This is a genomic window from Micromonospora echinospora, assembly GCF_014203425.1.
Lineage (GTDB): Bacteria > Actinomycetota > Actinomycetes > Mycobacteriales > Micromonosporaceae > Micromonospora > Micromonospora echinospora_A.
This window is the reverse complement of the sequence record NZ_JACHJC010000001.1, coordinates 3,198,884-3,225,119: the sequence shown is the minus strand read 5'-3', so window position 1 is coordinate 3,225,119 and position 26,236 is coordinate 3,198,884. Positions and strand designations below refer to the sequence as shown.

Below are 26,236 nucleotides of genomic sequence, written 5' to 3'. Positions count from 1 at the left end.
TGGTGCCTCCCATCAGGCTCCTCCCATCCGGGCGTCCCGCGCCGCGGCCATCCGGCTGGGCAGGCCCCACAACTGCACGAAACCCTTCGCCAGTGACTGGTCGAACGTGTCACCGGTGTCGTACGTGGCGAGGCCGAAGTCGTAGAGGCTCGCCTCCGAGCGCCGGCCGGTCACCACCGCCCGGCCACCGTGCAGCCGCAGCCGCACCTCGCCGCAGACGTGGCGCTGGGCGTCGTCGATGAACGCGTCCAGCGACCGCTTCAGCGGCGAGAACCAGAGCCCGTCGTAGACCAGCTCACCCCAGCGCTGGTCGACGCCGCGCTTGAACCGGGCCAGGTCCCGCTCGACTGTCACCGCCTCCAGCTCCTGGTGGGCGGCGATCAGGGCGACCGCGCCGGGCGCCTCGTACACCTCGCGGCTCTTGATGCCGACCAGCCGGTCCTCGACCATGTCGAGCCGGCCCACGCCGTGCGCCCCGGCGCGCCGGTTCAGTTCCCGGATCGCCTCGTACGGGGTGACCGTCTCGCCGTCGATCGCGACCGGGACGCCGGCGTCGAACGTGATCACCACGTCGTCCGGGTCGCGCTCCGACGCCGGGTCGACGGTGTACGCGTAGAGGTCCTCGACCGGGGCGTTCCAGATGTCCTCCAGGAACCCGGTCTCCACCGCGCGGCCCCACAGGTTCTGGTCGATCGAGTACGGCGACTTCGCCGACACGTCGATCGGCAGCCCTTTCTCCTCGGCGAAGGCGATCGCCTTGTCCCGGGTCCAGGCGAAGTCCCGGGCCGGGGCGATCACCTTCAGGTCGGGCGCGAGCGCGCCCAGGCCGACCTCGAAGCGGACCTGGTCGTTGCCCTTGCCGGTGCAGCCGTGCGACACGATCGTGCCGCCGTGGGCGCGGGCCGCGGCCACCAGGTGCTTGACGATCAGCGGCCGGGACAGCGCGGAGACCAGCGGGTATCGGTCCATGTAGAGGGCGTTGGCCCGGATGGCCGGCAGGCAGTAGTCGGCGGCGAACTCGTCGCGCGCGTCGACCACCTCGGACTCGACGGCGCCGCAGTCGAGCGCGCGCTGCCGGATCACGGCCATGTCCTCGCCGCCCTGGCCGACGTCGACAGCCACAGCGATCACCTCCGCGCCGGTCTGCTCGGCCAGGTACGGAATGGCGACCGAGGTGTCCAGGCCCCCGGAGTACGCCAGCACGACCCGCTCGGTCACGTGGTGCTCCCTTCTGCGTTGTCGTCCCGGCGGGCCCAGGCGGCGAGCCGCTCACCCAGCGCCGCCCCGCCGTCGGCCTCGCGGGCCACGACGAGGATGGTGTCGTCGCCGGCGATGGTGCCGACGATCTCGGTCAGTCCGGCCCGGTCCAGCGCGCTGGCGAGGTACTGGGCCGCGCCCGGCGGGGTGCGCAGCACCGCGATGTTGCCGCTGGAGTCGACGCCGTTGAGCAGCTCGCGCAGCAGCCGGACCAGCCGGGCCGGCGCGCCCTCGGCGTCGCGCAGCGGCCGGTGCCCGTCCTCCGGGATCAGGTAGACGCCCCGCCCGTCACCGCCGCGCGCGGTCACCGCCCCCAGTTCCTTCAGGTCCCGCGACAGCGTGGCCTGGGTGACCTGGATGCCGTCCCCGGAGAGCAGGTCGGCCAGCTCGGTCTGCGAGTGGATCGGGGTGTCGCGGATCAGCTCGACGATGCGGGCGTGCCGCGCGGCGCGGGTCAGCGGAGCGGTCATGCGGATTCCTCCAGGAGAAACGTCAGCAGCGCCTTCTGGGCGTGCAGCCGATTCTCCGCCTGGTCGAACACCGCGCTGTGCGGGCCGTCGAGCGCCTCGTCGGTGATCTCCTCGCCCCGGTGGGCGGGCAGGCAGTGCAGCACGATCACGTCGGTGTCGGCGTGGCCGAGCAGCGCGGCGTTGACCTGGTACGGCAGGAACGGCGTGATCCGGTCCAGCCCGTCGGACTCCTGCCCCATCGACGTCCAGGTGTCGGTGGCGATGACGTGCGCGCCGCGTACCGCCTCGGCCGGGTCGGTGAGCACCCTCACCGAGCCGCCGGTGGTGGTGGCGATCTTCTCCGCGCGTGCCACGATCTCCGGGTCCGGCTGGAACTCGGCCGGGCCGGCGGTCCGCACGTGCATCCCGGCGGTCGTGCCGGCCAGCAGGTACGAGTGGGCCATGTTGTTCGCCGCGTCGCCCACGTACGCGAGGGTCCGCCCGGCGGTGCCGCCAAAGCGCTCGCGGACGGTGAGCAGGTCGGCCAGCAGCTGGCAGGGGTGGTACGTGTCGGTGAGCGCGTTTACGACCGGCACCGTGGCGTGCGCGGCGACCTCGGCGATCCGGTCGTCGCCGTGGGTACGCAGCACGATCGCGGCGACGTAGCGGGACAGCACCCGCCCGGCGTCGGCGAGCGTCTCGCCCCGCCCGAAGTGGGTGACCTGGGTGTCCACCACGAGCGGGTGCCCGCCCAGCTCGGCGATGCCGACGTCGAACGAGATCCGGGTCCGCAGGCTCTGCTTGTCGAACAGCACCGCCACCGACTTCGGCCCGGCCAGCGGCTGGTGGCCGTACCGGTCGGTCTTCATCCGGGCGGCGAGGTCGAGCACGGCGGCCTGCTCGGCGGGCGTCAGGTCGTCGTCACGCAGGAAGTGGCGGATCATGCGGGAGCCTCCGTCGGGGTGGTGGCGGGCGCGGCGGCGGACAGCGCGGCGGGCAGGGCGGCGACGAAGGCGTCGGCCTGCGCCACGGTGAGGATCAGCGGCGGGGCGAGCCGGACCACGTCCGGCTGCACCGGGTTCACCAGGAAACCCGCCTCGCGCAGCGCGGCCGTGACCGGGGCGGAGACCGGCTGGTCGAGCACGATGCCGAGCAGCAGGCCGGCGCCGCGCACCTCGCGTACCAACGGGTGTCCGAGCGCTTCGACGCCGCGCCGCAGCCGCTCGCCGACCCGCTTGACGTGGTCGAGCAGGCCCTCGTGCGCGATCGTGGAGACGACGGCGAGCGCGGCGGCGCAGCTGATCGGGTTGCCGCCGAACGTGGTGCCGTGCGAGCCGGGGGTGAGCAGGTCGGCGGCCCGGCCGAAGGCCAGGCAGGCGCCCAGCGGCAGCCCGCCGCCGAGGCCCTTGGCGAGCGTGATCACGTCCGGCTCGACGCCCTCGGCCTGGTGGGCGAACCAGTGCCCGGTGCGTCCGACGCCGGTCTGCACCTCGTCCAGCACCAGCAGCGCGCCGTGCGCGGCGGTGATCCGCCGGGCCGCGGCCAGGTAGCCGGGCGGCGGGACGACCACGCCGTTCTCACCCTGGATCGGCTCGATGATCAGCATGGCGGTGTCGTCGGTGACCGCCTCGGCCAGCGCCTCCGCGTCGCCGAACGGCACGTGGGTCACGTCGCCGGGCAGCGGGCGGAACGGGTCTGCCTTCGCGGGTTGCCCGGTCAGCGCCAGCGCGCCCATGGTCCGGCCGTGGAAGCCGCCGTGGGTGGCGACCACGTGCCGGCGGCCGGTGAGCCGGGACAGCTTGAACGCGGCCTCGTTGGCCTCCGCGCCGGAGTTGGCGAAGAACACCCGGCCGGGCCGGCCGGCCAGCGCCAGCAGCAGCTCGGCCAGCGCCACCGGCGGCTCGGCGACGAACAGGTTGGACACGTGCCCGAGCGTCGCGACCTGCTTGCTGACGGCGGCCACCACTGCCGGGTGGGCGTGGCCGAGCGCGTTGACGGCGATGCCGCCGAGCAGGTCGACGTACTCCCGGCCGGTCTCGTCGAGCACGACGGCGCCGGAGCCGGAGACGAGCGCCAGCGGCGGCGTGCCGTAGTTGTCCATCATGGTGGCGTTCCACCGCTGCACCAGCGTGCTCATGAGTCGATCACCATGGTTCCGAAGCCCTCCGACGTGAACACTTCCAGCAGCGTGGAGTGGGCGACCCGGCCGTCGACGACGTGCGCGGCCGGTACTCCCCCGCGCACCGCCCGCAGGCAGGCCTCCATCTTCGGGACCATGCCCGACTCCAGGGACGGCAGCAGCTTCGCCAGGTCGTCCGCGGTGATCTCGCTGACCAGGCTGGACGTGTCCGGCCAGTCGGCGTACAGGCCCGGCACGTCGGTCAGCACGACCAGCTTGCGGGCGTCCAGCGCCACGGCGAGCGCGGCGGCGGCGGTGTCCGCGTTGAGGTTGTGCAGCACCCCGTCGGCGTCCGGCGCGACTGTCGAGATGACCGGGATCCGGCCCGCCGCGATCAGGTCGGTGACCGCCGAGACGTTCACCGACTCCACGTCGCCGACCTGCCCCACGTCGACCGCTTCCCCGTCGACGTACGCGGAGCGGCGCACCGCTGTGAACAGCCCGGCGTCCTCGCCGGAGAGCCCGACCGCGCACGGGCCGTGCGCGTTGATCAGCCCGACCAGCTCCCGGCCGACCTGGCCGACCAGGACCATCCGGACCACGTCCATCGCCTCCGGCGTGGTGACCCGCAGGCCGCCCCGGAACTCGCTGGCGATGCCGAGCCGGCCGAGCATCGCCGAGATCTGCGGGCCGCCGCCGTGCACCACTACCGGCTTCAGGCCGGCGTAGCGCAGGAACACCATGTCGGCGGCGAACGCCCGCTGCAGTTCCGGGTCGACCATCGCGTTGCCGCCGTACTTGACCACGACCGTGGCGCCGGAAAAACGGGCCAGCCAGGGCAGCGCCTCGATCAGCGTGGCGGCCTTGGTCTGGGCCCGGGTGAGGTCAGCAGAAAGATTCATGTGGAGTAGGCCGAGTTCTCGTGGACGTACGCGTGGGACAGGTCGTTGGTCCAGATGGTCGCGGCGTCGGCGCCTGCGTGCAGGTCGATCCGGACGGTGACGCCGCGGCCGGTGAGGTCCACCTTGGCGCGGTCCTCGGCGGCGGCCCCGCCCCGGCACACCCAGATGCCGTTCACCGCGACGTCGACGCCGTCCGGCTCGAACACGGCGGCGGTGGTGCCCACGGCGGCGAGGATGCGACCCCAGTTCGGGTCGTTGCCGAACAGCGCGGTCTTGACCAGGTTGTTGCGGGCCACCACGCGGCCCACCTCGACCGCGTCGTCCTCGCTGGCCGCGCCGACCACCTCGATCGCGACCTCCTTGGTCGCGCCCTCCGCGTCGGCCAGGAGCTGCTGGGCCAGGTCGTGGCAGGCGGCGGTGACCGCGGCGGTCAGCTCCTCGGCGGTCGGCTCGATGCCGGACGCGCCGCTGGCCAGCAGCAGCACGGTGTCGTTCGTGGACATGCAGCCGTCGGAGTCGATCCGGTCGAACGTGACCCGGGTCGCGGCGCGCAGCGCGGCGTCCAGGGCGTCCGGCCCGGCCACCGCGTCGGTGGTGAGCACGCAGAGCATGGTGGCCATGGCCGGGGCGAGCATGCCCGCGCCCTTGGCCATGCCGCCGACGGTCCAGCCCGTACCAGGCGCCACAGTCGTCTTGGGCCGGGTGTCGGTGGTCATGATCGCCTCGGCGGCCGCCGGGCCGCCGTCGCGGGACAGGCCGCGCACCGCCTCGCGTACGCCGGGAAGCAGCTTGTCCATCGGCAGCCGCTCGCCGATCAGGCCGGTCGAGCAGACAGCGACCTCGCCCGCGCCGACGATGAGCCGGGCGTTCGCCGCGGTGAGCGCGGCGGCGGTGTGCTCGGCGGTGGCGTGGGTGTCCTGGAAACCGGCCGGGCCGGTGCAGGCGTTCGCGCCGCCGGAGTTGAGCACCACGGCGCGCACGACGCCGCCGTGCACGACCTGCTGGCTCCACAGCACCGGCGCGGCCTTGACCCGGTTGGCGGTGAAGACACCGGCGACACCGGCGTCCGGGCCGTCGTTGAGCACGAGGGCGACATCGGCGGCGCCGGAGGACTTCAGTCCGGCGGCGACGCCTGCGGCGCGGAAGCCACGGGGGACGGTGACGCTCATGGGGCCACTCCAAACACGGACAGACCGGTGGTCTCGGGGAGACCCACCATCAGGTTGGCGTTCTGCACGGCCTGGCCGGCCGCGCCCTTGCCCAGGTTGTCGATCGCGCTGACCACGATCACCCGCCCCGAGTCGACGTCCACCGTCGCCTGCAGGTGACAGGAGTTCGAGCCGGCGGTGGCTGCGGTGTGCGGCCACGCCCCCTCGGGCAGCACGTGCACGAACGGCTCGTCGGCGTACGCGGCGGCCAGCACCGCGCGGGGGTCGGCGTCGCCGGTCGGCACGGCGGTGACGGTGGCCAGGATGCCCCGGGGCATCGGCGCGAGCACCGGCGTGAAGGAGAGGCCCGTCGCGCCGGTGGCCTGCTTGATCTCCGGCACGTGCTGGTGCGCGCCCACCTTGTAGGGCGACAGGTCGCCCATCACCTCGCTGCCGAGCAGGTGGGTCTTGGCGGCCCGGCCCGCACCGGAGGTACCGGAGGCGGCGACCACCACCACGTCGTCGGGGCGTACCGCGCCGGCCGCGATCAGCGGCGCCAGCGCCAGCGTGGTCGCCACCGCGTAGCAGCCGGTGCTGGCCACCCGCGTCGCGGCGGCGATCCCGGCCCGCCGGCCGGGCAGCTCGGGCAGCCCGTAGGTCCAGGCGCCGGCGTGCTCGCCACCGTAGTAGCGGGACCAGGCGGCGGCGTCGCGCAGCCGGTGGTCCGCGCCCAGGTCGACCACCTTGACCGTTTCGGGCAGCGCCGCGGCGAGCGCCGCGGACTGCCCGTGCGGCAGGGCCAGGAAGACCAGGTCCGCGTCGGCGAGGGTCGCCGGGTCGGTCGCGGCGAACACCATGTCCAGGCCGGCGAGCTGCGGGTGTACGGCAGTCACGGGCTGACCGGCCTGGCTGTGCGCGGTGGCGGCGATCAGCTCGAACTCGGGGTGACCGGCGAGCAGGCGCAGCAGTTCGCCTCCGGCGTACCCGCTCGCCCCGGCCACAGCTGTTCGAATGCCCATACAAACCTCCGCATTAATATGCGGAGAGGTTACCAGCGAGCGCGGACCGGATGCAAGTTCATACGGTCCGTTGCATGATGCTTCGGCCGGTCACTCCGGCGCCAGTGCGGTGAGCGCGCCGGACGCGAGCGCCTCGACCCCGGCCGGCAGCGCCAGCCCCGCGTACGGCGCGAAGGACGGGCTGTGGTTGGCCGGCAGGGCGGCGAGCTTCTCGGCGGCGCTGCCACCGGGCGCCGCCCGCCACTGGCGCGGGCCGACGACACCGAGCATCCAGTATCCGCTGGGGATCCCGTCGGCCAGCAGCGGGAAGTCCTCGGCCGCCAGCGACGACGGCCACCAGGCCACCCGGTCGGCGCCGAACGTCCGCTCGTGGGCCGCGCGCAACCGCGCGGCCACCTCCGGATCGCCCCGGTAGGCCGGGGTCCGCGACACCACCTGCAGCACCGGCTCCACCGGGCTCCCCGCGGCCTCGCAACAACCCCGCACCGTCCGGACCACCCGGTCCCGCACGTCGTCCAGCGCCCGGTCGGACAGCGCCCGGATCGTGACGCCCAGCGTGGCCTCCTCCGGGATCACCCCCGGATGGTGGCCCGCCCGCAGCGAACCCACCGTCAGGGTCACCTGCTCGGCCGGCCCCACCTGCCGGGCCACGATGGTCTGCAACTGGACGACGACGGTGGCGGCGAGCACCACCGGGTCGACACACAGGTGCGGGGTGGCGGCGTGCCCACCGCGGCCGGTCAGTGTCACCTCCAGGGTGACGCAGCCCGCCGTCATCGGACCGGACCCGTGCGCGACCATGCCTGCGGGCAGCGGCGCCGCGTGCTGTGCCAGCAGGAGGTCCGGCCGGCCGAACCGCTCGTACAGCCCGTCCTCGATCAGCGCCGCCGCGCCGGTCAGCGTCTCCTCGGCCGGCTGCCCGAGCACGAGCAGCGTCCCCCGCCAGCGGTCCCGGACGCGGTCCAGGTGAGCCGCGGCGCCCACCGCCGCGGCCAGGTGCAGATCGTGCCCGCAGGCGTGCATCACCGGCACCCGGCGCCCCTCGCCGTCGAGGGCGCCGGCCGTGCTCGCGTACGGCAACCCGGTCCGCTCCGCGACCGGCAGCGCGTCGAGTTCGGCGCGGAGCATCACCGCCGGACCGACGCCGTTGGCCAGGACACCGACGACGCCGTGCCCGCCGATGCCGGTGGTGACCGCGCAGCCGGCCTCGCGCAGCGCGGCCGCGAACCGGGCCGCGGTGCGCTCCTCCCTCCCCGACAGCTCCGGGTGGGCGTGCAGGTCGCGGTAGAGCGAGCCGGCCCGGGCCAGGACGCCCGCGTCGAGGGCCGGGCCCGGAGCGCGGGCGGTCGCGAGCGGGCCGGGTGACACCATGCCGCTGAGCCAACCGCAAGCCGCTGTCACACCGCTCACCGCCGGTGACAGCGATCCGGGGTCCGGACGACGGCGATCGGTGAGCGCCGTGCGGTCTGCTTGTCCCAGGCCGGAGGAACCGGCCGGAGCCGACCCCTTGGAGTCATCATGGCGCCCGAAACCGACCTCAACGCCCTCGCCGAGGAAATCCTCGAGCTGGAGTCCGAGACCTTCGCGATCTCCGACTACGCCGACGCCTCCGAGGCGATCCTGGCCTCCTGCTCCTCGTCGGGCACCACCTCGACCTGCAGCAGCACCACCTCGACCACCAGCTGCAGCGCCTGAGCGGATCGGTCACGACGTAGGGCCGCCCCGGTAGCGGGGCGGCCCTACGTGCGCGTGTCCGGCCGCCGGCGCGGCGGTCGGCTCAGGGGAACGGGTGGGGAACGCGGCGCAGGTCGTCGTCGGTGAGCACCGCCCCGGCCAGCCCTGCCGCGTACGGAGCGGTGCGCAGGCGCGGCAGGTGCAGCGCCCGCTGACGCAACCAGCCGAAGTCGATCGGCAGCAGGCCGGGCACCACCACGCATACCGACCGCAGCCCGACCGCCTCCTGCTCCGGGCTCGTCTGGTCGACCAGGATCGCCCGGTGGCCGCGCCGGTGCAGGGTGTCCAGGACCCGGCCCAGGTCGTCGAGGAGGTCCCGGGCGCCGGCCTCCCGGTGACCGGCGAAGACGCTCGCGACGTCCCGCGCCACCGCGTCGCGCAGGTACGTCGCGGCGTGCCGGGCCATCCGGGGCAGGCCGAACAGGGCAGAGTGGTCCGGCAGCCGGCGGACCAGGCCGTAGTCGTCGGCCATCCGCTCCAGCTCGCCCCGTCGCCGGCGCACCGTGGCCGGCTGGTGCGGAATGTAGGTGAGCGCCTCGGTGACCGCGCCGGCCACCGCCTGCTCCGGGTCGACGTGTGCGGCTGCCGCGAAGGAGAGCAGTCCGGGCCCACCGTCGTGGCGGACCGCCAGGCTGGTCACCACCGGCACGTCCAGGTCGATCCGGTTGTCGAAGGCGTGCAGCGCGTAGCCCTGCAACTCGGCACGGTCGGCCATCGCCCGTACCGCCGGCGAACAGCTCGCCAGGTCGATCCTCGGCAGCGTCAGGTTGCCGTACCAGCCGAGCAGGAAGGCGTCCCGCTCGATCAGCTCCAGCAACCCGAACAGGGCCGCCTCGGCCAGGCAGCTGCCGGTGGCGCAGCCACTGGAGGACGAGAGCACGAACGTGTCCCCGGCCGCCGGGGAGCTGTAGAAGCAGAGCCGCCGGGGCACCAGCACCGGCCGGCCGGTGCGCAGGTCCCGGCCCCACACCCAGGGGATCGGCCGGTCCGGGTCGAAGCGGCGCAGGATCGGGTCGTGGTCGTACACCTCGTCCGGATAGCTGCCGCACTCGTCCGGGTGCAGGGCGTGCTCGGCGACGTCCGCGTACGCGGCGACGACGGGGACGAGGTTGCGCCGCCGGTGGGTGCCCGCGTGCCGCTCCAGCCCTTCCAGGTACGCCAGCGCGTGGCTGGCGTCGTAGCCGGTGGACTGGCCGCTGAAGGAGACGTCGAGCAGCCCGCCGTAGCCCCGGATGAAGACGCTGCCGGTGACCGGGGCGGTGGTGGGTGAGGTGATGGTGAGCTGGGTGCCCGCGCCGAGCGCCCCGCAGACCGGGTTGACCAGGGCGGCGCGGGGCAGCGGGTAGTCCCCCGGGGCGCGCAGCCGGTAGGCGTCGGCGGCCGGTTTCGGCGCCGGCCGGTCGAGCTCCGGCACCTCGGCCGGCGAGTCGGGACGCGCCGTCGAGCACGTCGGGCACCGCGGCTCCGCCAGCACCGGATGGGTGCGTACCCGCAGCGTGTTCAGCTCCAGCCGGCTGACCCGGGCCAGCCGCCGGTCCGGGTCGTCCCACGTCGGCGGCGCGGGCCGGGCCGGCGTGGCGTGCACCGCCCGGTACAGGTCCCACACCGCGTCGAGCTGGTAGGCGGTGAGCCTGGGCCACGGCCCGACAGCTGTCGGAACGCCACCGGTCTCCAGCGCGTCGCGTTCGCTGCGGCCGCGCAGCCGCTGCCATCGGATGGCCAGGCAGTGTCCGCAGGCGGCCCCCGGCGGGGCACCGGCGACCGGGCCGACCAGCACCGCGTCCGCGCTCAGGTGCACAGTGGCGTGCCGCCGGTGCGGCGCCGCCCCGGCCAGCGCGTCGCCGGCGCCCAGCGTGACCACCCGGGGCGCCGGGCCCACCGGCCGCGCCGACCAGCGCCGGCGCAGGTGCGCGTCGAGCCGGGCCGCGGCGGCGGACAGCGGGACCGAGGGCGCCGACGCCGCGGGTGCGGTCACGAGCTGTGGCTCCACCGGAAGGTACGCACGCCGATGACCGCGAACACGACAGCGAAGCCGACCAGCGCGCCGCACGCCACCAGATAGTCGGTCATGGAGCCGAACCCGGTGAAGGCGTACGCCATACCGTCGTTGACGTAGCGCAGCGGCAGCGCCCGGGAGATGCCCTGCAACCACCCGGGCATCAGCTCCAGGGGATAGAACGACCCCGACAGGAAGGCCATCGGCACCACGATGCAGTTGGCGATCGCGGCCACCGCCTCCGCGGTGTCCGCACGCGAGCCGACGATCAGGCCCAGCGCCAGGAACGTGGTCACCGCCAGCAGCATCATCGGCAGGGACAGCGGCCACTTCCCGTCCGGACGCATGCCCAGGAAGGGCAGCATGGCCACGCCGACGAAGAGCAGGCTCTGCGCGACGCCGATGGCGAGCGCGACCGCGTAGCGGGAGCCGACCACGGACCAGATGCTCGTCGGCGACAGCCGGATGATGCGCAGCAGGTCGTCGTTGCGCCACTGCATCAGGGTGAACGACACGCCGAACAGCGCGGCGCTGGCCAGGCCCCACGACAGCACGCCCGGCGCGATGAAGTCGATGTATCCGTGGCCGGTCTCGGCGACCTCCTGGTTGCGGAAGATCAGTCCGAAGATGACCAGGAAGACCAGCGGGAACGCGAACGTGAAGAACAGCGTCGTGCCGTCCCGGACGCTCGCCTTGTAGCTGGCCCGGGCCAGTGCGGTGTATGCGCTCATGCCTGCGGCGCTCCCATCAGTTGCAGGTAGACGTCTTCCAGGGTGGCCGGGCGGGTCTCCACCTCGTCGAGGCCGCCCTCGGCGCCGAGGGCGGCCAGCACCCGGGCCGTCTGGGTGGTACGCAGGACGACCGCGCCGTCCTCGAAGTCGATCCCGTCGACGCCGTCGATCTGGCCGGCCTGCTCCGCGCTGAGCCGGCCGGCGGGTACGACGAGACGGGTGCCGACGCCGGATCGCGCGATCAGCTCCCGTGGGCTGTCCAGGGCCAGGACTCGCCCGGCGGCGAGGATGGCGACCCGGTCGCACAGCGCCTGCGCCTCGTCCAGGTGATGGGTGGTGTAGACGATGGTCTTGCCGCCCGCCTTCAGCTCCCGCAGCAACTGCCCGAGATCACGACGGGCCTGCGGGTCCAGGGCGGCGGTCGGCTCGTCCAGGAAGATCACCTGGGGGTCGTGCACGATCGCCGAGGCGATGGCGAGGCGCTGGCGCTGTCCACCGGAGACGTTCGTGACCCGGATGTCGGCCGAGTCGGTCAGCCCGACCAGCTTCAGCGCCCGGTCCGCGACGGAGGCGGGCAGGCCGTAGAGCGCGGCGACGGTCACCAGATGTTCCCGGGCGGTCAGCCGGGTGAAGAACGCCGACCGCTGGGTCTGCACGCCGATCTTCGGCAGCAGGTCGAGGTTGCGCGGCGTCGGCGACATGCCGAGCACCCGCACGGTGCCGCGGTCCGGGGTCCGCAGACCTTCGATCATCTCGATGAGAGTCGTCTTGCCCGCGCCGTTGGGCCCGAGCATGCCGAAGAACTCGCCGCGGCCGATCGAGACGGTGACGTCGTCCACCGCTCTCACCTCGCCGTACGACTTGCTCACGGAGTCCAGCACGATGGCCGGATCGTCGGTGGCTGGCATGGTCACGCCTTTCGCTTGTGGGCTTCGATGTTCTGCTGGTGTGACGGATGAGAGCGACCCGCGGAGCCGGCACGCCGGGGCCGGGCCAGCCAGCCGGCGAGCGTCAGCGCGACGACCGCGGCGGGCAGGACATGTCCGAACACGCCCAGTGTGGACTCCAGGAGCGCGCCGGCGAAGGAGATCACACAGGCGGCCACCGACGCGGCGGCGAACAGCCACCACAGGCCGTACAGACCGAGGCGTACGGCGGCCCGCCTCGGATAGCGGACACGGCCGCGGCGGGGCAACCGGCCCAGTGCGGTGTACAGGTAGCGGCGGCTCTCCGGCGCCAGGTCCAGCGTGTCCAGGAGGTGGCTGGCCATCTTGTAGCCGTCCAACGGTGGGAGCGGAACGAAGTTGACGATGGTCTGCACGGCGGCGACCAGCACGTACGCGCTGAACAGCCGGTCGGCGAAAGCGCCCGGCAGGGCGGCGAGGAGCGCGCCGGCGAGCAGCAGCACCATCCCGTTCGCCACCCCGCCGGCGGCGGCGATCACCGCCTGGTCCCGCCGCCTCGGCAGGAAGGCGTAGTCCTCGATCTGGCAGGTGAGCGTGACCAGGTTGATCCGCTTGACGGTGGCGCCGAGACGGACCGCGGTCAGCGCGTGCGCGAACTCGTGGACGGCCGCGCCCGCCCAGGCGAGCAGCCCGAGCAGGAGCAGGCTGAGCGGGTCCGTGAACGCCGGTCGGGCCGCCTGCCACAGCGGTCCGGCGTGCCAGGCGACGGCCACCAGCAGCGCCGCCACCAGCAGGCCCCACCCGGCGACCGACGCGGGGCTCAGCAGCCGGCCCAGCAGGCGGGCCCACCTGTCGAGCCGGTCGTGACGCGCCACCGGCGCCGCCTCCGGCTCACCGGGTCTGCCGACGAGCAGGCCCCGCTGGTGCAGCAGCCACAACAGCCGCACCCAGTGGTCGTCGCCGAGCCGGCGGCCGTACGCGGCCGCGTACTCGTCGCCCACCTCAGCCAGGGAACGGACCCCGTCCAGCCGGCGCACCAGGAACCGTTCCTTGTCCGACAGCTCGAACGCCCGGCCGCTGCGACGGTCCTTGACCAGATGGACGGTGGCCGTGCCCCGGTTCAAGGGGCGGGAGAAGAGCAGGTCGTCGCGGAGGCGGGGACGCTTGCCGAGCAGCGCCGGGCTGGTCACGCCGCCACCGCCGGCTCCCGCAGCACCCGGGCGAGCAGGTACGACAGGTACGCCTCGTCGCGGATGGTGGCGTGCAGCCGGTTGTTCGTCATGTGCAGGTACGGCGAGAGCAGCGCGGCCAGCGCCTCGGCCGGGTCGGTGACCACCCGCTCCCCGCTGCCGTCCCACGACCGGAGCGTCAGCCGTCCTGACGCGGCCAGCCCGAGCACCCGCTCCCGAAGCTCCCCGGCGTGCTCGGCCCAACCGCGCAGGAAGCCGGGCAGGTGCGCGACATCCCCCCGTGCCACGAGGTCGAGGATGCGTTCGACCCGCGGTCCCAGCTCCGGCGCGACCCCGTCGTACATCCGGCGATACTCCTCGGCCCCGATCAGCTCGGTGCCGGCGAAGGCCCGGTGCCAGAAGTGGTGGTAGCGGTCGAGGAAGTCGACCAGTTCCGCCCGGTCCGGCAGGAACGTCCCGGCCAGCACCGTCATCAACTGGGCGGCAGTGCCCAGCAGCACCGGTCGCAGGTGCAGGTTCATCGTCGCGAGGGCTCGCAGCACGACGTCGCTGGAGTGCCGGAAGTGCCACTCGGCGACCTCGATGCCGTCCGGCCCGCCGTACTTTCCGTACTCCGGCTCGTAGGGCCGGTAGCTGAACGAGTTGTTGGGTTGCAGCAGCATCTGGCCGTTGTCGTCGACCAGTTCCGCCGGCCGTCCGCCCGGGAACTCCAGGGCGAACAGGATGTCGTAGAGCTCGCGCAGATAGCCGGTGCCCATGGCGTACAGGGCGGGGCGGGTGGTGAGGAACCGCTGGATCGCCGCCTCGGCCAACGCCCGCACCGCCGGCTCGTCCGACGGGGTACGGGGCCGCAGGCGCAGCCGCACGTGCGGCCCCTCCAGCCAGTAGTTGATGAAGAAGTGCCCGGCGAGCAGGTTCCGGTCGGTGAGCTCGCGGATCAGTGGCACCACACACTCGACGAGCAGCGGCTGCGGGTTGGCGGCGTAGAACACGTGCAGCGCCAGCCAGTCCCCGCGGGGGTCGGTGGGCGCGGCGGCCGACACGGTCATCGGATCCTCCCAGGGTCGGTGCGGAAGGTCTCCACGGCCAGCTCACAGACGTGGCCGCCGTGCTCGCCGCGGGCCGTCAACTCGTCGGCGGCCGGCAGCATCTCGCGCAGCACCACCCGGTCGTCGGGGGCGTCGAGCGAGGCCCGCAGCGCCTGCAGCGACAGCGGGCTGTCGAAGTCCACGTACTGCGGTTTCGGGTTGGTCCCGGCGCGGGCCGCGCGGGCCGGGTGGACGGTGGCGAAGACCCGGGCCGGCACGTCGTGCTCGGCCCGCCACCGCCGCCAGCGCAGGAACGCCTCGGCGTCGGCGCCCGGGTCGTCGGTCTGCGGCAGGTCGCCGGCGCGCGCCGACCAGCTGCGGCGGCTGAGCACCACGTTGCCGGCGCGCAGCCGGGGCCGGGTCGTCACGCCGTCGCGGGCGGGTCCGGCGGGCACGCCCCGCCACGGGTCCAGCCGCACCATCGACGCCGGCGAGAGCAGCAGCAGGGTACGCGGGATCTGCGGCAGCGCCATCGGCACCAGATAGCCGAGATAGACCGGGATCACCTCGCGGTCGAGGCGGGTGGAGCGCAGCACCACCCGGTCCGTGTCGGGGTCGTGCACCAGGTGCAGGTCGTCGAGGGTGAGCTGCCGATCCGGCTCGACGTCGCTGGTCTCCCCCGGGCAGATGATGACGTGGTCGGTGAGCCGGTCGTGCAGGTTGAGGTTGGTGGTGGCCGCCCCGCCGGTCAGCTCGGCGAAGACCGCGCCCGGCGGTGCGACGGACCGGGCCTGCGCGCGCAGCCGCTCGGCGAGACTCGGCGCGTCCCCGGCGAAACAGTGGGTGAACCGGCTGAACGGGAAGGACAGCCCGCCGAAGGACTGGTTGAGCACCAGCAGCGGCTCCGATCCGCGCGCCGCCACCTGCACGAAGTGCCCCTGCGGGCGGAACCCGCCGGCGGCACCACCGAGCAGTTCGCCCACCTCGTCGAGGAGCGCGTCCGGCAGCGGCAGCTCGGTCCGTCCCGGATCCTCCGCGACCAGCCGGCGCAGCCGGTCGGCGAACGCCTGCCGGGCCTCGTCCAGCGCGGTCATCTCGGGCCGGCCCAGCCAGTTCTCCTCCGGCGTGTAGCTGCCGTCCTCGGCGAACGACCGGCGGCCGGAGACGTAGGAGGCGTACTGGTCGTAGAGGTCGTCGTGGAAGTCCTCCACCAGACGCAGCAGGTCGTCGCACCGGCCGCCGACGCCGAACCGGGCCAGGAAGAAGCCGTGGAACATGATCCGGTGCGGCAGGTTCTGGTCGAAGGCGGGCAGCACCCGCTCCACCGCGGCCAGCCCGTCGCCGGCCAGCCGCCGCCAGGCGGACGTGCTCACCGGCAACGGCGCGCCGCCGATCCGGCTGTCCTCGTAGAGCAGGGTCTGCGGCAGCTGCGGGTCCGGTTCGCCGAGGTCCACCATGGTCGCCCGCACCGCCGCCCGCAGCTCGTGCGTCACCTGCCGCCGCCGGGCCAGGTCCCCGTCCCGGTAGGCGTCCACGAACTCGCCGATCGCGGTGAGACGGGCGGCGGTCCGGGCCGCCCACGGACGGTCCAGGCCGGACAGCACGCCGGCCAGCGCCCGGACCGGGTCGGCGCGGTGCACGTCGACGTCCAGGCCGACCAGGCGCAGCATGCCCAGGCGCAGCAGGGTGGACAGGTACGCCTGCCCGTCGGCCCGGTCCGCGCCGGTCAGCTCGCACAGCCGGTCGACCAGTTCGCCCCCGCGGATCGTGCCCCGCCGCTGCAACAGCGCGGTCAGCTCGTCGAGGACCCCGCTGCGCCGCAGGAAGAACAACCCGTCCCGGACCGAGTCGAAGCTGACCGCGACGCTGTCGTCGCCGGCGGTCACCCAGTGCCGCACGTAGCGGATCCGCTCGGCGTCACGCCGCCAGCCCGGGCTCAGCGCCACCGGCAGGTCGCCGCGCCGCACCGGGTCGGCGCTGATCAGGTCGGCGATCCGGCCGACCAGCACGACGTTGAGCCGCACGTGCCGCTGCCACCGCTCCCCCACCGTCAGCCCGAGACCCTCGGCGTCGTCGTCGAACCGGCCGAGCGCGACAGCGGTGAAGGTGCTGAACGGGCTGGTCTTGCAGGCGGTGCGATAGAGGTAGGACAGCAGTGAGCGCTCGACGCGGCGGGCACGCTTGTTCGCCGGGCGGGCCGGATCCGGGACCCCGGTGGCGAGCTGCTGGTCCAGGGTGGGAGAGGCGAGCTGGAGCCCGCCGCGCAGCCGGGGCTCGTCGGTCAGCTCCCACAGTCGCCGGCGGGACCGGGCTACGTCGGCGGCGAACACGGCAGTGCCGTCGTGTTCCAGCTGGGCCAGCCGCTGCCGGCCGGCCAGCCACCTCCGCAGGTCCGACGCGGACCCGGGGCGGATGCGCTCGACCACGGCGAGAGCCGGCCCGGGGTCGGCGGGCAGCACGTTGTTGTGCACCTGCCGGCGCAGGCCCAGCAGCCGGCGGCGGGCCTCCTCGTCGTCGTTGCCCTTGATCAGGTCGTGCAGCAGGTCGCCGACCCGGGCGCCGTCGGCGGCCAGCCGGTCCCGCAGCGCGAGGACCTCCTCGGCCCAGTCGGCCGCGCGGGGGCACCGCAGGCCGTCGACTGTGGACAGCGGCAACCCGGCTATCCGGGCGATGAACCAGTCGCCGGTGCGCCAGTCACTGGTCGCGGCGGACGTCCGCGCGCTCGGCGCGGGCACGGTCGCCGTCACGACAGCTCGTAGCGGTAGTCGCCGAGCCCTGGCCGGTCGTGCCCGGCCAGCATGACCAGCAGCGGGAACTCACCGGTGTCCTCGAGCGCCAGTTCCTCCACGTAGGAGACGCTGTCGAAGCCCAGCGCCACCCCGGCGCCGAGGCGCAGCGCGGCGGCCGTCGTGTAGAAGGTCTGCGAGATCGCCCCGACGGTGGCGTTTACGAGGTTGTAGCCACGGTCGCCGGTGGCGTCCAGCACCGCGTGGGTGCGGACGGTGGGCACCAGGACGACAGCGGCCTGCTCCAGGTTGTAGTTGGCCAGGAAGTAGTTGCGCTGCAGGAACCGGCCGGGTGGCCCGTCGGAGACCGGGAGCAGGGCGTGGCTGCCCGGGTCGTACTCGTAGCCACCGGCGGGCACGCCGTCGACGTGGTTGACGAACGCGTAGAGCTTCGCCAGCGGCCGGTCCGCCGGGCCGTCGATCTCACTGGGCACCGTGGTGGCGGCGGTCGCGCTCAGAAGCGCGGCGAGCTGACCGGCGGAGATTCGCCGGCCGGCCAGGAACCGGCCGAAGCTGCTGCGCCGACGGGCCAGGGCCGCGCCGACCGGCATGTCCATCGGCGCCGCGGGCGGCAGCGCGAGATGTCCGGCGCGGGTGGGCGCCGGAAGCGCGCCGGCGTCGGCGAGCGCGCCGGCCGGCGGTCGCCGCACCGCCGCGGCGGCGGTGCTGCGGTTGACCCGTTGCAGGATGTCGAAGTCGAGCCGGGTACGCGAGCGTTCCCGGTCGGTGTGCCGGACCCGGACCGGGCCCGGTGGCGCCTCCTCGACCCGGTCGGCACGGTCGTGATCCGCCCAGGTGAGCGGCACGACGGCGAAGAGCGCCTCGGCGTCGGGGTCCAGGCCGAGCAGGTCGGCGACGGCGGCCTGGTCGAACCAGAGGACCGGCCGGATCCGCCGGCCCTGGCCCCCGGCCCACAACCGCCAGGTCTGCAACAGGGTGCCCACGTCCATCGACACGGCGTGGTACGAGAAGTTGTTGTACTTGAACGCGTTCTGCCAGAACTTGACACCGATCACCAGGAACTGGGTGGCCGGCTCCGGCCGGCCGATCGCGGCGTTGAGCCGGTCGGTGACGTCCCCGGCCAGCAGCCGTTGCATGGCCTGCCGGGCGTGCGCGTAGTAGTAGACGCCGGGGACGACACCCGCCCCCGGCCCGGCGATCCAGTAGACACTGCACGGGTAGAGACCGCCGCCCGAGGCGGTGCCCCGGTGCCAGTTGGCGTGCGCGTACGAGGGAAGTCCGGCCAGGTCGGTGTTGGCCTGCACGCCCAGCCGCCGGCCGAGCAGCCCGTAGGAGTCGCGCAGCATGCCGGCGAGCAGGCGCGTGGTGAACGGCTCGTCGGCGGCGCCGTCCGGCCGTAGCGCCGCGTCGAGCGGGGCGTCCGCCGACGCCGGTTCCGGCAGCGGAAAGGCTGCCGCGTCCGGGTAGTACTTGCCACGGCGGGGCGCGTCCGCCCAGTCGGGGATGAAGTCGGCCGGGGGCATCGGCTCCCGGCCGCGGCGCAGGATCGCCGTCGCGTACGCGTGGGCGTAGCCGGCGGGTTCGGACGTCATGGCGCACCTCACGGGAACGGGTGGGGAACGGAGTGGATCTCGTCGTCGCGCAGGTCGCGGTCGAGGAGTCCGGCGGCGCGGAAGGCGGTACGCAGCCGGGGCGCGTGGGGCGCGCGCTGGCGCATCCAGCCGAAGTCGATGGGCAGCAGGCCCGGCACCAGCACGCTCGCCGTGGCCAGCCCCAGGTCGTGCTGCTCGGGTGTGCTCTGGTCGACGGCGATCACGTCGAACCCGTGCCCGGTGACCGCCTCGAGGCAGTACTCCAGGTCGTCCCGCAGGTCGGCGGAGACCGGCGGGGCGGGACGGTCCGGCCCGTACAGTTCGTTCATCGCGACCGGCGGGCGGCCGTTGTCCAGCAGGAACCCGGCGTGCTGTCGCATCTCCGGCAGCCCGTACAGCAGCGGATGGTCGTGCAGGCCGCGCACCTGGGAGAAGTCGTTCACCATGGTCCGCAGCCGCGGTTCGTCGGCGCCCGCGCGCAGCCGCACCATCACCGAGTCGGTGGCGATCTCGCACAGCGCCGCGGTGACGGCGGCCTGCGGGTCGAGGCTCGCGCCGCCGCCGAAGGCGAGGGCGCCGAGGCCGCGGTCCTCCCGCACGGCGACCGCTGTCACCACCGGGATGTCGAAGGTCATCCGGGCGTCGAAGAACCGGGCCCGGTAGCCGTACATGGCCAGCCGGTCGATCATCAGCCGGGTCTGCCGCCGGTCGATGGTGGCCGCGTCGATCTCCGGCAGGGCCCGCCCGCCGTACCAGGCCAGCAGGAACGCGTCGCGTTCGATCGCCTCCATCAGGCCGTGGTAGACGGCCTCCACCAGAGAGCCGCCCGACGCGCACCCGTTCGAGGTCTCCTGGACGAAGCGTTCCTCGACGCTGGCGGCGTGGTAGTAGACCAGGACCTCGGGCACCAGCACGGCCCGCTGGTCGCGCAGCGACCAACCCCAGACCCAGCTGATCGGCCGGTCCGGGTCGAAGCGGTGCACATACGGGTTGGCCCGGTAGAAGTCGTCGGTGTAGACGCCGCACTCGCGCGGGTCGAGGGCGTCGTCGCCCAGCTCCCGCAGGGTCGCGGTGACCACCGTGCGCTTACGTCGCGGGCGCAGCCCGGCGGCGCGTTCCAGTCCCTCCAGCACCGCGACGCGGGCGCTGCGACGGAAGCCGTCGGTGTGTCCACCGTAGAGCGTCTCACGCAGGTACCGGCCGCTGCGCAGGGTGAACGAGCCGATCGCTGGCGCGGTGGACAGCGAGGTCAGGTCCTGCCACAGCGTCGAGCCGAGCGCCCCGCACACCGGGTTGGCGAAGGCCTCCACGTTCAGCGCGTAGTCGTCGAGGTTCCGGCCCCGGAAACCGGCCGGGTCGCTCTTGGCGGTGGACGCCAGCTCGATCGGGGCGAGATCGCGGGTGTCCGGGACGGCGCCGCCGCAGGCCGGGCACTCCGGGTCCGCGACCAACGGAACCCGGCGCACCCGCAGGGTCTGCAGGTCGACGTGGAGCACCACGGCCGGGCCGCCCGCCGCCGGGGCGTCGGCGTGACGGGCCGCGACCAGGGCGGCCAGGAGGTCCGCGACGAGCGCGATCGCGTACGGCCACGGGCCGGCCGCCCGGGTGTCACCGCCCAACTCGACAGCGTCCCGCAGGTCACTGTGCCGCACCGCCTGCCAGCGCCGCGCCAGGCAGGTCGCGCAGGCACCCGAGGACGCCGCCGGGCCGAGCAGGACCACATGCCCGTAGACCAGCAGGCGGGGCCCACCGGCCGGGCCTGCCGGCGCGGCCAGCTCGTCGCGTACGCCCAGGGCGACCACCTCGGCGGGGCAGCCGCGCTCGGCCAGCAGCCGCGCCAGCCCGGCGCAGACCAGCTCGTCGGTCTCGGCAATGTGGCTCACCGGCCCTCCTGGGCGGTCAGCAGCACCTTGACCGCGACCAGCCCGCCGGCGGCCAGGTCCGCGCCGCCCACCGACGCCACCAGCAGGTCGTGTCCCCGCTCGCGCAACCCCTGGCGCACCTGTGACCAGCTCAGCGCGGCGCCGTCCGCCGGCGTCGGGTCCCCCATCGCGAGGGTGCCCGCGTCGAACTCGTCCAGCAGCGGGTCCCCGGTGTCCGGGGTGATCGCCGGATCCTGTGCGCGCAGTGCCGCCTGGCCCAGCACGTCCCGCAGCGCCGCTCCGGCCGCGACCGCGTGGACCGGGTCACCCGCCAGGGCGTACCGCCAACGGCCGTCGGTCTGGTCGGGGTAGCGGGCCAGGAGCACGCTCAGCCCGCCCTCCGCCGCGCCGGAGAGGTCGAGCAGTTCCACGGCGATCCCCAGGTTCGCCGCCGACTTGCTCAGGAAGACCAGTTCCGGATCGGCTCCGCGGGTGTCCAGGCGTACCTGCCGCGCGGCGGACCGGCCCTCGACGACCGCACGCAACGCGCGGTACGCCAGTGCCGAGGCCAGACCGCACCGCACCGCCTCGGCGAGGTCACCGCCGGCGCCGCCGCCGGCACGGGTCGGCTCCGCGCCGCGGGCACGGTTGGCCGCGCCGAACGGCTCCAGCACCGCGGCCGGCACCGCCGCCGCCGCGCCGGTCAGCAGTGACCGGGCCGCCGCCCAGCCGCCCCCGTCCGGCTCGGCCCAGCCGGAGTCGAGGCCGAGCCGGGCGGCGTCCAGGCGCGGCGCGTCGGCGGCGGGCGGCCGGAGGACGGCCGCCTGACCGGTGACAGTCACCGCGGCGGCCCGCAGCGCCCGCAGCCGGGCCGCGGCGACGTGGTGCACGTCGAACGCGTGGACGGTACGGCGACGACCGCCCGGATCGGTGAGGTCGACCGCGCCGATCTTGATCGGGGTCTGGTCCCAGCGTTCGTCGTCGTAGCGACGGAACACGCCCACGTGCGGCTGGAGCAGCGGCTGGTGGGCGGTGAGCCGCGCCACGGCCGCCTCGGCCCGCGCCGACTCGTCGGCGGCGTCGGCGGCCGGCTCGTCCAGCGCTAGATCCACAGTGGACGGCTCCGGCGACTCCGGCCGGCAGAAGGCGCACCGCGGGTGGGTGAGCAGCGGCTCGGTCAGCACGTCGAGCGAGGCCAGGTGCTGCACGATCACCGCGCCGTCGGTCTCCCCGGGCAGCGCGCCGGTGGTGAGCCGGAAGACCTCGTACGCGAGCAGGTTGCCGACCATCGCGGCCAGCGGCCCGTCCGGTCCGGCGGCGACCGGCGCGGACCCGGCGGGCAGGGCGGCGGCCCGCCACACCGCAGCTGCCGCGCCGGTGTCGTCGTTGTCGGTGAGCCGGTTCATCGCGCAGCACCAGCACCCCGGGTGTCCTGCGCCCTGCACCGGGCCGACGAACATCCGTTCCCCGCAGACCCAGGCCGGCAGGAGCAGCCGGCCGGCCGGGATCCCCGTCGCGAGCAGCCGCAGCGTGTCGCGGGGCGCGCCGTCACCGGCCGCCACCACCACGAGGTCGGCGTCGAGGTCGGCCCAGCCGACGTCGCCGTCGGGCAGTTCGTCGACGGTGGCCGGACATCCCGCCTCGGTCAGCGCGGCCAGCTCGTCGGCGAGGCCGGGCGCGACAGTGGCCCGCACGGTCACCCCGGCGGAGCCGTTGCGCAGCAGGGCGGTGGCGCAGGACCGGGCGACGGGACCGTCGCCGAGCACCGCCACCCGGGTGTCGCGGAAGGCGGCGAAGCGGTGCGCCGGCCGGTCGACGTAGTGGTCGACGTAGGCGACCTGGGCGGCGAACGCCCCCGCCACGGCCGGGTCGAGCACCGTCTCCGGGTCCTCCTCGACCGGTACGTCCCGGGCGAAGCCACGCCCGTAGAGCGCGTCGACCAGCTCGCCGATCATGTCGCGTTGCGCGGGCGGCAGCGGTCGGCAGATGTCGGCGACCCGGTTGCGCCCGTTCAGGTGCGGCACGAGCAGCGCCGCCAACCGGTAGGCGGTGCCGGAGGACAGCCGGAAGCCGCTGCTGGCGTTGTGGAACAGCACTCCGTCCTCGGTGCGGGTGAACAGCACGTCGTGTCGCATCCGCGGCCGGGTCTGAGCCACCGTCTCGTAGGCAGTGCTCATCCGTGGGTTCCCTTCTTCACTCGATCGGGGGTCGTTCTCCGGCCGGCCACGCCGTGCGCGTGCCGCCGCAGCAGGCCACGGATCCGGTACTGGTCCGCGGCCTCTTCCATCAGGCTCTGGTCGACGAGGTCGTCGAGCAGCTCACCGGCGCGGACCTGGTCGACGTCGAGCAGCCCGGCGGCGGCGGGGACGGTGATCGTCCCCGGCGCTTCGGCCAGCCGGAGGAAGACGTCGGCGAGCACGTCGCCGGCCCGGGTCAGCGCCTCGTCGAGGCGGCCGGCCAGGGACATCTCCGGGTCGCCGGGCAGGCTCAGCCGTCCGATCGGATCAGCGCCCAGCCACCCGACGGCCTCGTCGAGGCTCATCCGGGCACGCAGCAGGACGCGGGTGGCGGCGATCCGCAGCGCCAGCGGCAGGTGTTCACAGAGCGCGGCGAGCTCGGCCGCGGCCGACGACTCGGCCTGCACCCGTTCCGCTCCCAGCACGACCCCGAGCAGGTCCAGTGCCTCCTGCCGGTCGAGCGGCTCGACCCGGTGCAGCCAGCCGCCGAGCCGGGCGACCAGGGCGGACAGGCTGGGCCGGCTGGTCATCAGCAGCACGTCGTCCGGCCCCAGCACCTCCGGCAACCGCCGGGCCAGCGTCGCGTCGGCGACGTCGTCGGCCAGCAGGAGCCGGCGGCCGGTGGAGGAGACAGCGGGAGCGGCGGCTTCCGGGTCGTTCGGCTCCACCTGCCGCACGCCGCCGGGGAAGTCCTCGGCGACGAGGCCGGCGACGTGCTGGGCGAGGGCGGTCTTGCCGACGCCCGGCAGCCCGCTGAGCACCACGATGCGGGTTCCCCCGCGCAGCCGGTCGGTGAGGGTGCCGCACAGCGCCGCCCGGCCGACGAAACCCGCGACGGAGGTGGGCGGACGGACGGATACCGCCGGCACGGGCCGGGGCGTCACCGTGACCACCGGCGCCGGCGCCTCTCCGCGCAGGATGGTCAGCTCCAGCCGCCGCAGCCCCACGCCGGGGCCGACGCCCAGTTCGTGGTCGAGGTGCTCCTTGATCCGGCGCACCTCGGTGAGCGCGTCGGCCTGCCGGCCGGTGCGGTACAGCACCTCGACGAGCCTCGCGGCGAAGCGCTCGTTCGCCGGATAGAGGCGGGTCGCGGTCCACAGGTCCACCAGCACCGACCGGTCACGACCCAACCCGATCTTGAGGTCGCAGAGTCGTTCGATGACCCGGACGCGTTCCTCGTTCAGCCGGGGTACGACGTCGCGGTGCAGCGCCTCCGACGGCACGTTCGCCAGCATCGGCTCGCTCCACAGGGCGAGCGCCTCCTCCAGCGTCGCCAGTTCCGTCTCCGGGTCCGTCTCGGCGCGGGTCCGGCCGACCAGCTCACGGAACCGCATCAGGTCGACGCTCTGCGGGCCGGCGGTGATCCGGTAGCCGCCGGGCACCGTCCTTATCGCATTCGCCGTCAGCCCGTGCCGCTGGAACAGTTGACGCAACCGCAACGCGCAGGTCTGCAACGCGGCCCGGGCCGAGACCGGCGGGTCGTCGCCCCAGATCGCCTGCTGCAGCATGGCCACGGACACCACCTCGTCGGGGTGCAACAGCAGCGCCGCCAGCAGACAGGCCACCTTCGACGGCGGCAGCACCAGAGCGTCGGCGTCCGTGGTCAGGGTCAGCGGGCCGAGGACGCGGAAGGCGACGGCCGGCGTGGACGCCACCGGCTCCGGATCACACCGGGGCGGACTCGCCACTTGCGCTTCCACCGTGATCCTCCCTTCGGGTTCATCCGAGGAGCACCGATCAGGTGACCGTCCACCCGCGTAGCGCGGGTACGCTCCGGATCGCGCGCTCACAGACGCGCTGCACGATGTAGTCGGAGATCGCCTGTTCGGAGGCGACGGTGAAGACCGCTACGGCGAGCCGTCCGGCGATCTCACGGGCGTGGATGTGGCGGATGCCGTCGGCCACTGTGGCGTTGAGCCACAACAGGTCCGTCAGCTCGCCGGCGGAGAGGCCGCGGTCGTCATCCGGCGGCCGCAGCGCGAGCCGGGTGAGCAGCACGGCAAGCCTCCGGTGAGCCGGACCGCCCGGGTTCGCGCCTCGACGTCGCCCATCGTCGGCATGTCCGCATCGCCGCCCCTTCCGCATCGCCCCGCCGGCCGGCGGGTGTTGCATCGAGAGTGGTAGCTGGCAACCGGAGCGTCACGTCCCCGCGCACCGGCGGAACCGGCCGTGGCCGGTTCCGCCGCGCAGTCAGCCGCATAAATCCGGCATTTTCTGTCCGGCCTGCAGATGCCCGTGTCTAATGGCGACCGTCACTGGCGTTAATGCCACGTACATCAATCTGTTATCTATCCCGAGGCTCGGCCTCCATTAGTGTGACCATCGAATCCGGGGGGAGGGAACGTGATCGAGAGATTGGGGCTGTCGGCCACCGACGAGGCCGTCTACTGGGCGATGGTTGACAATCCGACATGGGATGTCGAGGACCTCGTCACCGGCCTGGACATGCCGGAGACCGCGGTCCACGACGCCCTCGCCGCGCTTGCCGACCACGCGATGATCCTGCCCTCGTCGAACCGGCCGGGCAGCCTGCGCGCGGTGAGCCCGCAGCTCGGCCTGCTCGTCCTGCTCGACCAGGCGGAGCGGCGGACGGTCGCCGAGCAGGCCAGGATCCAGGCGACCCGCGCTTCGGTGCTGGCCCGCGCGACCAGCCGGGACGACAACGAACGGGAGGAGATCGTCCGCCTGAAGGGGGTCGACGAGCTGCGGGACCGGCTGTCCGAGCACGCCCGCACCGCCACCGAGAGCGTCATGATGCTGACCGGTGGCCCGGCAATTCCGCCGCAGATCAGGGAAAGTGGCGGGGCGCTGAGCCGGATGGCACTGGCTCGCGGCATCACCATCCGGCACATCTACCAGGAGACCGTTCTTCAGGACCCGGCCTCCTGCGCCTATGCCGAGGAGATGGCCAAATGCGGGGAGGATAGCCGGGTCCTGCCGGGGTCCCCGGTGCGGATGACGCTCGTGGATCGCAGAATCGCTCTCCTGCCGATCGAATCGCACGCCGGCCGGGGTGCGGTGGAAATCCGCAGCGTGCGCCTGGTTTCCGCGCTCTGCCTGTTGTTCGACCTGTTGTGGGAGAAGGGCGTCCCGTTCTCCCGGTGGGCCGGCAGCAGCATCGACGGGCTGACCAAGCAGGCGAGCGCCATCCTGCGACTGCTGCGCTGCGGGCGTACCGACGAGGCGATCGGCCGTCAGCTCGGCCTGTCCGAGCGCACCGTGCGCCGTACGGTCGCCGACATCATGAAGCGCCTCGACGCCGAGAGCCGCTTCCAGGCCGGTGTGGAAGCGGCTCTGCGCGGCTGGATCTGACCGCGCCG

At 73.9% G+C, this 26,236-nt stretch carries 21 protein-coding genes; 2 read left to right on the top strand and 19 right to left on the bottom strand.

Features of this window, described 5'->3' with window-relative positions; translation table 11 throughout:
- Positions 1-12 precede the first annotated feature (12 nt).
- The 8 genes from FHU28_RS15225 to FHU28_RS15190 form a co-directional block, all read right to left on the bottom strand.
- Positions 13-1,218 carry an argininosuccinate synthase gene (locus FHU28_RS15225; protein WP_184684715.1) on the bottom strand — a complete coding sequence of 402 codons (1,206 nt, stop codon included), beginning with the start codon at positions 1,216-1,218 and terminating at the stop codon, positions 13-15.
- Complete coding sequence (locus FHU28_RS15220; RefSeq protein WP_073827732.1) at positions 1,215-1,727, bottom strand: arginine repressor; 513 nt, start codon at positions 1,725-1,727, stop codon at positions 1,215-1,217. Before FHU28_RS15220 ends, FHU28_RS15225 begins: the two co-directional genes overlap by 4 nt.
- On the bottom strand, positions 1,724-2,650 hold the full coding sequence (gene argF / locus FHU28_RS15215) for an ornithine carbamoyltransferase (protein WP_184684713.1): 927 nt from the start codon (positions 2,648-2,650) through the stop codon (positions 1,724-1,726). The genes FHU28_RS15220 and argF overlap by 4 nt, the downstream gene beginning before the upstream one ends.
- On the bottom strand, positions 2,647-3,843 hold the full coding sequence (locus FHU28_RS15210; protein ID WP_184684711.1) for an acetylornithine transaminase: 1,197 nt from the start codon (positions 3,841-3,843) through the stop codon (positions 2,647-2,649). The genes argF and FHU28_RS15210 overlap by 4 nt, the downstream gene beginning before the upstream one ends.
- On the bottom strand, positions 3,840-4,727 hold the full coding sequence (gene argB / locus FHU28_RS15205) for an acetylglutamate kinase (protein ID WP_184684709.1): 888 nt from the start codon (positions 4,725-4,727) through the stop codon (positions 3,840-3,842). Before argB ends, FHU28_RS15210 begins: the two co-directional genes overlap by 4 nt.
- The gene (gene argJ, locus FHU28_RS15200) at positions 4,724-5,896 is read right to left on the bottom strand and encodes a bifunctional glutamate N-acetyltransferase/amino-acid acetyltransferase ArgJ (protein WP_184684707.1); all 1,173 of its coding nucleotides are present in this window, start codon (positions 5,894-5,896) and stop codon (positions 4,724-4,726) included. Before argJ ends, argB begins: the two co-directional genes overlap by 4 nt.
- A complete protein-coding gene (gene argC / locus FHU28_RS15195; protein WP_184684705.1) occupies positions 5,893-6,894 on the bottom strand; it encodes an N-acetyl-gamma-glutamyl-phosphate reductase in 1,002 nt (333 codons plus the stop codon). The genes argJ and argC overlap by 4 nt, the downstream gene beginning before the upstream one ends.
- Before the next feature lie 90 nt (positions 6,895-6,984).
- Positions 6,985-8,265 carry an amidohydrolase gene (locus FHU28_RS15190; protein ID WP_184684703.1) on the bottom strand — a complete coding sequence of 427 codons (1,281 nt, stop codon included), beginning with the start codon at positions 8,263-8,265 and terminating at the stop codon, positions 6,985-6,987.
- A 147-nt stretch (positions 8,266-8,412) separates the two neighbouring features.
- On the opposite strand from FHU28_RS15190, the gene FHU28_RS15185 reads away from it, so the two are divergent.
- Positions 8,413-8,589 carry a thiazolylpeptide-type bacteriocin gene (locus FHU28_RS15185; RefSeq protein WP_073827725.1) on the top strand — a complete coding sequence of 59 codons (177 nt, stop codon included), beginning with the start codon at positions 8,413-8,415 and terminating at the stop codon, positions 8,587-8,589.
- 82 nt (positions 8,590-8,671) lie between these two features.
- On the opposite strand, the gene FHU28_RS15180 is transcribed toward FHU28_RS15185, so the two are convergent.
- The 11 genes from FHU28_RS15180 to FHU28_RS15130 are packed head-to-tail and all read right to left on the bottom strand — an operon-like array spanning position 8,672 to position 24,914.
- A complete protein-coding gene (locus tag FHU28_RS15180) occupies positions 8,672-10,603 on the bottom strand; it encodes a TOMM precursor leader peptide-binding protein (protein ID WP_184684701.1) in 1,932 nt (643 codons plus the stop codon).
- Complete coding sequence (locus FHU28_RS15175) at positions 10,600-11,355, bottom strand: ABC transporter permease (RefSeq protein ID WP_184684699.1); 756 nt, start codon at positions 11,353-11,355, stop codon at positions 10,600-10,602. The genes FHU28_RS15180 and FHU28_RS15175 overlap by 4 nt, the downstream gene beginning before the upstream one ends.
- Positions 11,352-12,263, bottom strand: coding sequence for an ABC transporter ATP-binding protein (locus tag FHU28_RS15170; RefSeq protein ID WP_184684697.1), 912 nt, complete (start codon positions 12,261-12,263; stop codon positions 11,352-11,354). The genes FHU28_RS15175 and FHU28_RS15170 overlap by 4 nt, the downstream gene beginning before the upstream one ends.
- Positions 12,264-12,265: 2 nt before the next feature.
- Positions 12,266-13,450: a peptidase M50 gene (locus tag FHU28_RS15165; protein ID WP_184684695.1), complete on the bottom strand. Its 1,185-nt coding sequence runs from the start codon at positions 13,448-13,450 to the stop codon at positions 12,266-12,268.
- A complete protein-coding gene (locus FHU28_RS15160) occupies positions 13,447-14,499 on the bottom strand; it encodes a lantibiotic dehydratase C-terminal domain-containing protein (protein ID WP_184684693.1) in 1,053 nt (350 codons plus the stop codon). The genes FHU28_RS15165 and FHU28_RS15160 overlap by 4 nt, the downstream gene beginning before the upstream one ends.
- The gene (locus tag FHU28_RS15155) at positions 14,496-17,213 is read right to left on the bottom strand and encodes a lantibiotic dehydratase (protein ID WP_184689556.1); all 2,718 of its coding nucleotides are present in this window, start codon (positions 17,211-17,213) and stop codon (positions 14,496-14,498) included. The genes FHU28_RS15160 and FHU28_RS15155 overlap by 4 nt, the downstream gene beginning before the upstream one ends.
- Positions 17,214-17,221: 8 nt before the next feature.
- Positions 17,222-18,817 carry a nitroreductase family protein gene (locus tag FHU28_RS15150; protein WP_184684691.1) on the bottom strand — a complete coding sequence of 532 codons (1,596 nt, stop codon included), beginning with the start codon at positions 18,815-18,817 and terminating at the stop codon, positions 17,222-17,224.
- An 8-nt stretch (positions 18,818-18,825) separates the two neighbouring features.
- Positions 18,826-20,700, bottom strand: a complete 1,875-nt coding sequence (locus FHU28_RS15145) for a TOMM precursor leader peptide-binding protein (RefSeq protein ID WP_184684689.1) — start codon at positions 20,698-20,700, stop codon at positions 18,826-18,828.
- On the bottom strand, positions 20,697-22,856 hold the full coding sequence (locus FHU28_RS15140; protein WP_184684687.1) for a TOMM precursor leader peptide-binding protein: 2,160 nt from the start codon (positions 22,854-22,856) through the stop codon (positions 20,697-20,699). Before FHU28_RS15140 ends, FHU28_RS15145 begins: the two co-directional genes overlap by 4 nt.
- Positions 22,853-24,604, bottom strand: coding sequence for an AfsR/SARP family transcriptional regulator (locus tag FHU28_RS15135; RefSeq protein ID WP_184689554.1), 1,752 nt, complete (start codon positions 24,602-24,604; stop codon positions 22,853-22,855). Before FHU28_RS15135 ends, FHU28_RS15140 begins: the two co-directional genes overlap by 4 nt.
- A 49-nt stretch (positions 24,605-24,653) precedes the next feature.
- A complete protein-coding gene (locus tag FHU28_RS15130; RefSeq protein WP_073827715.1) occupies positions 24,654-24,914 on the bottom strand; it encodes a hypothetical protein in 261 nt (86 codons plus the stop codon).
- Between the two features lie 396 nt (positions 24,915-25,310).
- Between FHU28_RS15130 and FHU28_RS15125 the strand changes: the two genes are divergently transcribed.
- Positions 25,311-26,228: a helix-turn-helix domain-containing protein gene (locus tag FHU28_RS15125; RefSeq protein ID WP_184689552.1), complete on the top strand. Its 918-nt coding sequence runs from the start codon at positions 25,311-25,313 to the stop codon at positions 26,226-26,228.
- Positions 26,229-26,236 lie beyond the last annotated feature (8 nt).